Origin of the sequence: Kitasatospora sp. NRRL B-11411 (genome assembly GCF_000721345.1) — a bacterium.
Taxonomy (GTDB): Bacteria; Actinomycetota; Actinomycetes; order Streptomycetales; family Streptomycetaceae; genus Kitasatospora; species Kitasatospora cineracea.
Genome location: NZ_JOGH01000215.1, coordinates 1 through 5,973, shown reverse-complemented (window position 1 = coordinate 5,973; position 5,973 = coordinate 1). Strand labels below are relative to the sequence as shown.

Annotated in this window: 7 protein-coding genes; all 7 read left to right on the top strand. The window is 72.3% G+C overall.

Going from position 1 to position 5,973, the window contains the following annotated elements; genetic code table 11:
• Positions 1-67: 67 nt before the first annotated feature.
• The 7 genes from IH44_RS0138785 (at position 68) to IH44_RS43490 (ending at position 5,885) form a co-directional block, all read left to right on the top strand.
• Positions 68-493 carry an urease subunit beta gene (locus IH44_RS0138785; RefSeq protein ID WP_030464563.1) on the top strand — a complete coding sequence of 142 codons (426 nt, stop codon included), beginning with the start codon at positions 68-70 and terminating at the stop codon, positions 491-493.
• Entirely contained in the window at positions 493-2,217 is a 1,725-nt protein-coding gene (gene ureC / locus IH44_RS0138780) for an urease subunit alpha (protein WP_030464562.1), read from the top strand. The genes IH44_RS0138785 and ureC overlap by 1 nt, the downstream gene beginning before the upstream one ends.
• Positions 2,218-2,261: 44 nt before the next feature.
• Positions 2,262-3,017: an urease accessory protein UreF gene (locus IH44_RS0138775; protein WP_369795052.1), complete on the top strand. Its 756-nt coding sequence runs from the start codon at positions 2,262-2,264 to the stop codon at positions 3,015-3,017.
• A 22-nt stretch (positions 3,018-3,039) separates the two neighbouring features.
• Positions 3,040-3,720, top strand: coding sequence for an urease accessory protein UreG (gene ureG / locus IH44_RS0138770; protein ID WP_198545115.1), 681 nt, complete (start codon positions 3,040-3,042; stop codon positions 3,718-3,720).
• 47 nt (positions 3,721-3,767) lie between these two features.
• Complete coding sequence (locus tag IH44_RS0138765; RefSeq protein WP_030464559.1) at positions 3,768-4,727, top strand: urease accessory protein UreD; 960 nt, start codon at positions 3,768-3,770, stop codon at positions 4,725-4,727.
• A gap of 127 nt (positions 4,728-4,854) precedes the next feature.
• Entirely contained in the window at positions 4,855-5,334 is a 480-nt protein-coding gene (locus IH44_RS43495; RefSeq protein ID WP_051818247.1) for a hypothetical protein, read from the top strand.
• A 26-nt stretch (positions 5,335-5,360) separates the two neighbouring features.
• Positions 5,361-5,885 carry a hypothetical protein gene (locus IH44_RS43490; protein WP_051818243.1) on the top strand — a complete coding sequence of 175 codons (525 nt, stop codon included), beginning with the start codon at positions 5,361-5,363 and terminating at the stop codon, positions 5,883-5,885.
• Positions 5,886-5,973: the final 88 nt, after the last annotated feature.

Here is a 5,973-nt window from a genome sequence, read left to right as displayed (position 1 = left end):
ACACCCACTGACCCCCCCCGACACCCCCGACACCCCCGCAGTGAACCGGCAGAGAGGAAGGGCAGCCATGTCTGGTGGCGCCACGTACCTGTACGGCGACGACCCGGTGGAGATCAACGCCGGCCGCGCCAAGGCCACCGTCACGGTCAGCAACACCGGTGACCGGGCGATCCAGGTCGGCTCGCACTACCACTTCTTCGAGGCCAACCGGGCCCTCGACTTCGACCGCGCGGCCGCCTTCGGCAAGCACCTCGACATCCCGGCCGGCACCGCCGTCCGGTTCGAGCCGGGTGACACCCGGGACGTCGTGCTGGCCGAGTTCGGCGGCCACCGCCGCCTGGTCGGCTTCGCCAACCTGGTGGACGGCGGCGTCACCGCCCCCGCCACCCGCGACCGCTCCCTGCGCCGGGCCGCCGAACAGGGCTTCAAGGGCTCCACCACCTCCGGCACCACCCCCGGCACCACCCCCGACCGCCAGGAAGGCGACCGCTGATGGCCATCCTCTCCCGCAAGCAGTACACCGACCTGTTCGGCCCGACCGTCGGCGACCGCTTCCACCTCGCCGACACCAACCTGGTCGTCGAGGTCGAACGGGACTTCAACCAGGGCCACTACGGCGACGAGGCCGTGTACGGCGGCGGCAAGGCGATCCGCGACGGCATGGCGCAGGACCCGGCGGCCACCTCCGTCCAGGGCGCGCTCGACCTGGTGATCACCAACGTGGTGGTGCTGGACGCGGTGCTCGGCGTGGTCAAGGGCGACATCGGCGTCAAGGACGGTTTCATCGTCGCCGTCGGCAAGGCCGGCAACCCGCACACCCAGGGCGGTGTGCACCCGCGGCTGGTGATCGGTCCCGGCACCGAGGTGATCTCCGGCGAGCACCTGATCGCCACCGCGGGCGGCATCGACACGCACATCCACTTCATCGCCCCCCAGCAGGTGCAGGAGGCACTCAGCAACGGCATCACCACCCTGATCGGCGGCGGCACCGGCCCCTCCGACGGCACCAACGGCACCACCTGCACGCCCGGCCCGTGGAACCTCCACCGGATGTACCAGGCCGTCGAGGACCTGCCGGTCAACGTCGGCCTGCTCGGCAAGGGCAACGGCGCGCTGCCCGGCGCGCTGCGCGAACAGGTCGAGGCGGGCGCCTGCGGCCTCAAGGTGCACGAGGACTGGGGCAGCACCCCGGCCGCGGTCGACAGCGCGCTCAGCGTCGCCGACGAGTACGACGTGCAGGTGGCGATCCACACCGACACGCTCAACGAGTCCGGCTACTTCGAGGACACCCTGTCCGCGATCGACGGCCGCACCATCCACACCTTCCACACCGAGGGCGCGGGCGGCGGCCACGCCCCCGACATCATGCGGATCGCCGGCGAGCCCAACGTGCTGCCCTCGTCCACCAACCCGACGCTGCCCTACACCGTCAACTCGGTGGACGAACTGCTCGACATGGTGATGGTCTGCCACCACCTCAGCCACAGCATCCCCGAGGACGTCTCGTTCGCCGACTCCCGGGTCCGGGCCGAGACCATCGCCGCCGAGACGGTGCTGCACGACGAGGGCGTGATCTCGATCTTCTCCTCCGACTCGCAGGCGATGGGCCGGATCGGCGAGTCCTTCACCCGCGCCTTCCAGACCGCCCACCACTGCAAGGACCAGCGCGGCAAACTGGCCGGCGACAGCGAACGGCACGACAACTTCCGGGTGCTGCGCTACCTGGCCAAGCTCACCATCAACCCGGCCGTCGCCTCCGGCACCGCCGACCACATCGGCTCGCTGGAACCCGGCAAGCTCGCCGACATCGTGCTCTGGCCGATCAACTCCTTCGCCGCCAAACCCAAGATGGTGATCAAGGGCGGCATGATCAACTGGGCCCTGATGGGCGACCCCAACGCCTCCCTGCCCACCCCCCAACCCGTCTACTACCGGCCGATGTTCGGCCAGTACGGACGGGCCCGGCAGGCGACCCGGGTCTCCTTCATGTCGCAGGCCGCCGTCGACCTCGGCGTCCCCGCCGAACTCGGCCTGCGCAGCACCGTGCTGCCGGTGCGCCGCTGCCGCTCGGTCGGCAAGCAGCACATGGTCCGCAACGACGCGCTGCCGCGGATCGAGGTCGACCCGGAGACCTACAAGGTCACCCTGGACGGCGAGCCCGCCACCATCGAACCCGCCCGAGAACTGCCGCTCAACCACCTGTTCTACCTCGCGTGAACGCGAACACGAGCACGAGCACGAGCGCGAGTACGAGCACGAGCGTGGGCGTGGGCGTGGGCGTGGGCGGGACCGCTCCCACCGCCCCCGCCGCCACCCCAACCGCCACCGCCGCCGAGTTGGACGCCCTGCTGGTCTGCCTCCAGCTCACCGACTCCGCCTTCCCCAGCGGCTTCTACACCCTCTCGCACGGCCTGGAGGGCTACGCCCAGGCCAAGGCCGTCACCCCCGACACCCTGCCCGACCTGCTCGCCGACCTGCTGCGGCACGGCGTCGGCCCGTCCGACGCCACCGCCCTCGTCCTGGCCCACCGGGCCGCCGCCGCGGGGGAGTGGGAGCTGCTGGCCGCCACCGACCGGCGGCTGCACGCCACCCGGCTGAACCGCGAACTACGGCTGGCCGCCACCCGGACTGGCCGTCAACTCCTGGACATCGCAAGGGAGTCGATCGGCGGCGAGGCGCTGGAGCGGTACGCCGCCCTGGTCGCCGCCAAGCGCGCCCCCGGCTGCCAGCCGGTGGCCGCCGGGGTCGCCCACGCGGCGGCCGGCGTCCCGGTCGAACGGGCCGTCACCAGCGACCTGTTCGCGTTCTGCACCAGCTTCGCCGGCGCCGCGCTGCGGCTGCGGCTGACCGACCACCGCAAGGCCCAGGTACTGCTGCGCGGCGCCGCCCCGGTGATCCGGGAGACCGTCGAGGCCGCCCTGGTACGGGAGTTGGCGGACCTCGGCGGCTGCGTGCCGGTCGCCGACGCGATGTCCGGACGGCACGAACGGGCCGAGGCCCGGCTGTTCATGAGCTGAAACCACCACGAAGGAGCAGAAGTTGAGCGAGAACGCGACCGAGAACGGGACCGAGAACGCGACCGAGAACGCGACCGAGAACGCGACCGAGAACGTCCTGCGGGTCGGCATCGGGGGCCCGGTGGGCTCCGGCAAGACCGCGCTGATCGAGGCGCTGGTGCCGGTGCTGATCGCCCGCGGCCACCGTCCCGCCGTGATCACCAACGACATCTACACCCAGGAGGACGCCCAGCACGTGCGCCGCACCTTGGCCGGCGTGCTCGACCCGGAACGGGTGGTCGGCGTGGAGACCGGCGCCTGCCCGCACACCGCCGTCCGCGACGACCCGACGATGAACCTGGCCGCCGGCGCCGAACTCCTCGAACGCTTCCCCGACGTGGACACCCTGCTCTACGAGTCCGGCGGCGACAACCTCACCCTCACCTTCAGCCCGGTGCTGGTCGACCTCTTCCTGTTCGTCCTGGACACCGCCGAGGGCGAGAAGATGCCCCGCAAGCGCGGCCCCGGCATCACCGAGTCCGACCTGCTCGTCATCAACAAGATCGACATCGCCCAGTACGTCCGCGCCGACCTCGGCGTGATGGAGTCCGACGCCCACCGGGTGCGCGAGGGCGGCCCGGTCGTCCTCACCAACTGCCTGACGGGCGACGGCCTGGAGCAGATCGCCGCCTTCCTGGAGACCTTCCGCAAGGCCGCCGCGTGACGCCCACCCGGCCGCCCGCAGCCCCGTCCACAGTGCCGCCCGCAGCACTGCCCGAAGCGCCACCCGAAGCGCCATCCCGGCTCGACCCCCGGCACTACGAGCCGGCCCGCGTCCCGCCCGAGGTCCGCCGCTACGCCGGGACGCCCGACACCCTCGCGGTCGGGCGCCCCGGCAAGGTCGGCCTGCTGGAACTGGCCTTCGAGCAGGTCGGCGGCCGCACCGAACTCACCGGCCACTACCAGAAGTCGCCGCTGCAGATCATGCGCCCGCTGTACTTCGACCCGGCCCGGCCCGACCTCGCCGTCACCTTCCTGATGTCCACCGGCGGCGGCATCCTGCAGGCCGACCGGCTCCGCACCGACCTGCACTGCGGCGCCGACACGGCCGTCCACCTGACCACCCAGGCGGCCACCAAGGTCTACCGGATGGAACACGACTACGCGACGCAGCTGGTCAACCTGACGGCCGGCCCGCGCGCCTACGTCGAGTACCTGCCCGAGCCGGTCATCCCGTTCGTCGACTCCCGCCTCTACCAGCGCACCGTCCTCACCGTCGACCCGTCCGCCACCGTGCTGGCCGGCGAGACCGTCCTGGCCGGCCGGCTCGCCCGCGGTGAACGGCACGCCTACCAGGTCCTCGCCTCCGACCTGGAAGTGCGCCGCCCGGACGGCGAGTTGCTGGCCCTGGACACCGTCCGGCTGATCCCCACCGGCAGCCCCGGCGGCGGCGTCACCGGACCGGCCGTCCTGGCCGGACACGACGTGATGTCCACCCTCCACGTCCTCAGCCCGCTCGCCCCCGCCGCCCGGATCGCCGACACCCTGCACCAGGCCCTCGCCCCCCACGACCTGCTGCACGGCGTCTCCACCCTCCCCGCCGACAGCGGAGCCTGGCTGCGCCTGCTCGGCCCCGACACCCGCACCTGCACCGCCGCCCTCCACGCCGCCTGGGACGCCGTCCGCCGCCTCCTGATCGACGCCCCGGCCCCGAACCTGCGCAAGGCGTAGCCCCCGGCCGCTCCCTCGGCACGGCGGCCGCCGTCCCGGGCCGGGGCGCATGCCCGTCCGGCAATCAGGGCATGAACCGGACAACATTCGGGCCGGGTCGCACCGGCCGGACCGGGGGAGCGCACCCATGACCGTGGCACGCCGCACACTGCTCACCGGAACCGCCGCCACCCTGGCCGGCGCACTCGGCGCCCTGGCCCTCCCGGCCACCGCCCGCGCCGCGACCGCGACCGAGACCGCGACCCGGACCGCGGCCGCAGTCACGCCCCGCGCCGTGCCCGGGACCGCGGCCGCGGCCGTCACCGGCAGCACGCCCGGCGGGCAGCCCACCGCCGACTGGATGGGCCGCCTCGACGCCGCCCGCCCGCTGCTCGGCCTGACCGTCCCGGGCACCCACGACTCCTGCTGCACCGACCCCGCCCACGGCACCGAGTGGTCGCACACCCAGAACTGGGGCGTCCCCGAGCAGCTCACCCAGGGCGTCCGCTTCCTCGACATCCGCTGCAACGGCCTCCAGGGCACCGCCGACGAGCTCGGCGTCTACCACTCCGACGCCTACCAGTACGTCCGCCTCCAGGACGTCCTCGACAGTGCCGGGCCTTCCTGACGGCCCACCGGGGCGAGACCGTCGTCATGCGGCTGCGCAACGAGAACGCGGGCGGCCAGGCGCTCGACCCCGCCGAGTTCCGCCGCCGGGTGAACCACTACCTCGACGACCTCGGCTACCGCCCGCTGTTCCACCTCTCCGGCTGGCCCACCCTCGGCACCGCCCGCGGCCGGATCGTCCTGGTCGCCGACTTCGCCAACGACTGGGGCGTGATCCAGTGGTCCAGCGGCAGCAACGCCTACTTCCGCACCCAGGACCTCTGGCAGACCGACCAGCTCTTCCCGCTCCGGGTCAAGGGCCGCGCGATCACCCAGCAGTTCGACACCGCCGCCGCCGACCCCGGCTCGCCCCAGATGTACGTCAACTTCCTCAGCTACGCGGGCGGTTACTGGCCCAAGAGCGCCGAACAGACCCTGATGGACCAGTCCGTGTACCCCTACCTCACCGCCCACGCCGGCCGACCCGCCCGCTACGGCATCGTCCCGATGGACTTCCCCGACTTCCACGTCAACGTCCTGCACCTGCTGATCGACCAGAACTTCACCTCCTAATGTTGTTGTCAAGCAGCTGATGTGACGGGGAGTGCATGCTCGTAGTGCTTCCCGTCACGAATGAGGGCCCAGAGGACGTTGACGCGTC

Bases quoted from the DNA above. Each gene is read 5' to 3' on its own strand.
- IH44_RS0138785 (WP_030464563.1), top strand. From the start codon at position 68: ATGTCTGGTGGCGCCACGTACCTGTACGGCGACGACCCGGTGGAGATC.
- ureC (WP_030464562.1), top strand. From the start codon at position 493: ATGGCCATCCTCTCCCGCAAGCAGTACACCGACCTGTTCGGCCCGACC.
- IH44_RS43495 (WP_051818247.1), top strand. From the start codon at position 4,855: ATGACCGTGGCACGCCGCACACTGCTCACCGGAACCGCCGCCACCCTG.
- IH44_RS43490 (WP_051818243.1), top strand. From the start codon at position 5,361: ATGCGGCTGCGCAACGAGAACGCGGGCGGCCAGGCGCTCGACCCCGCC.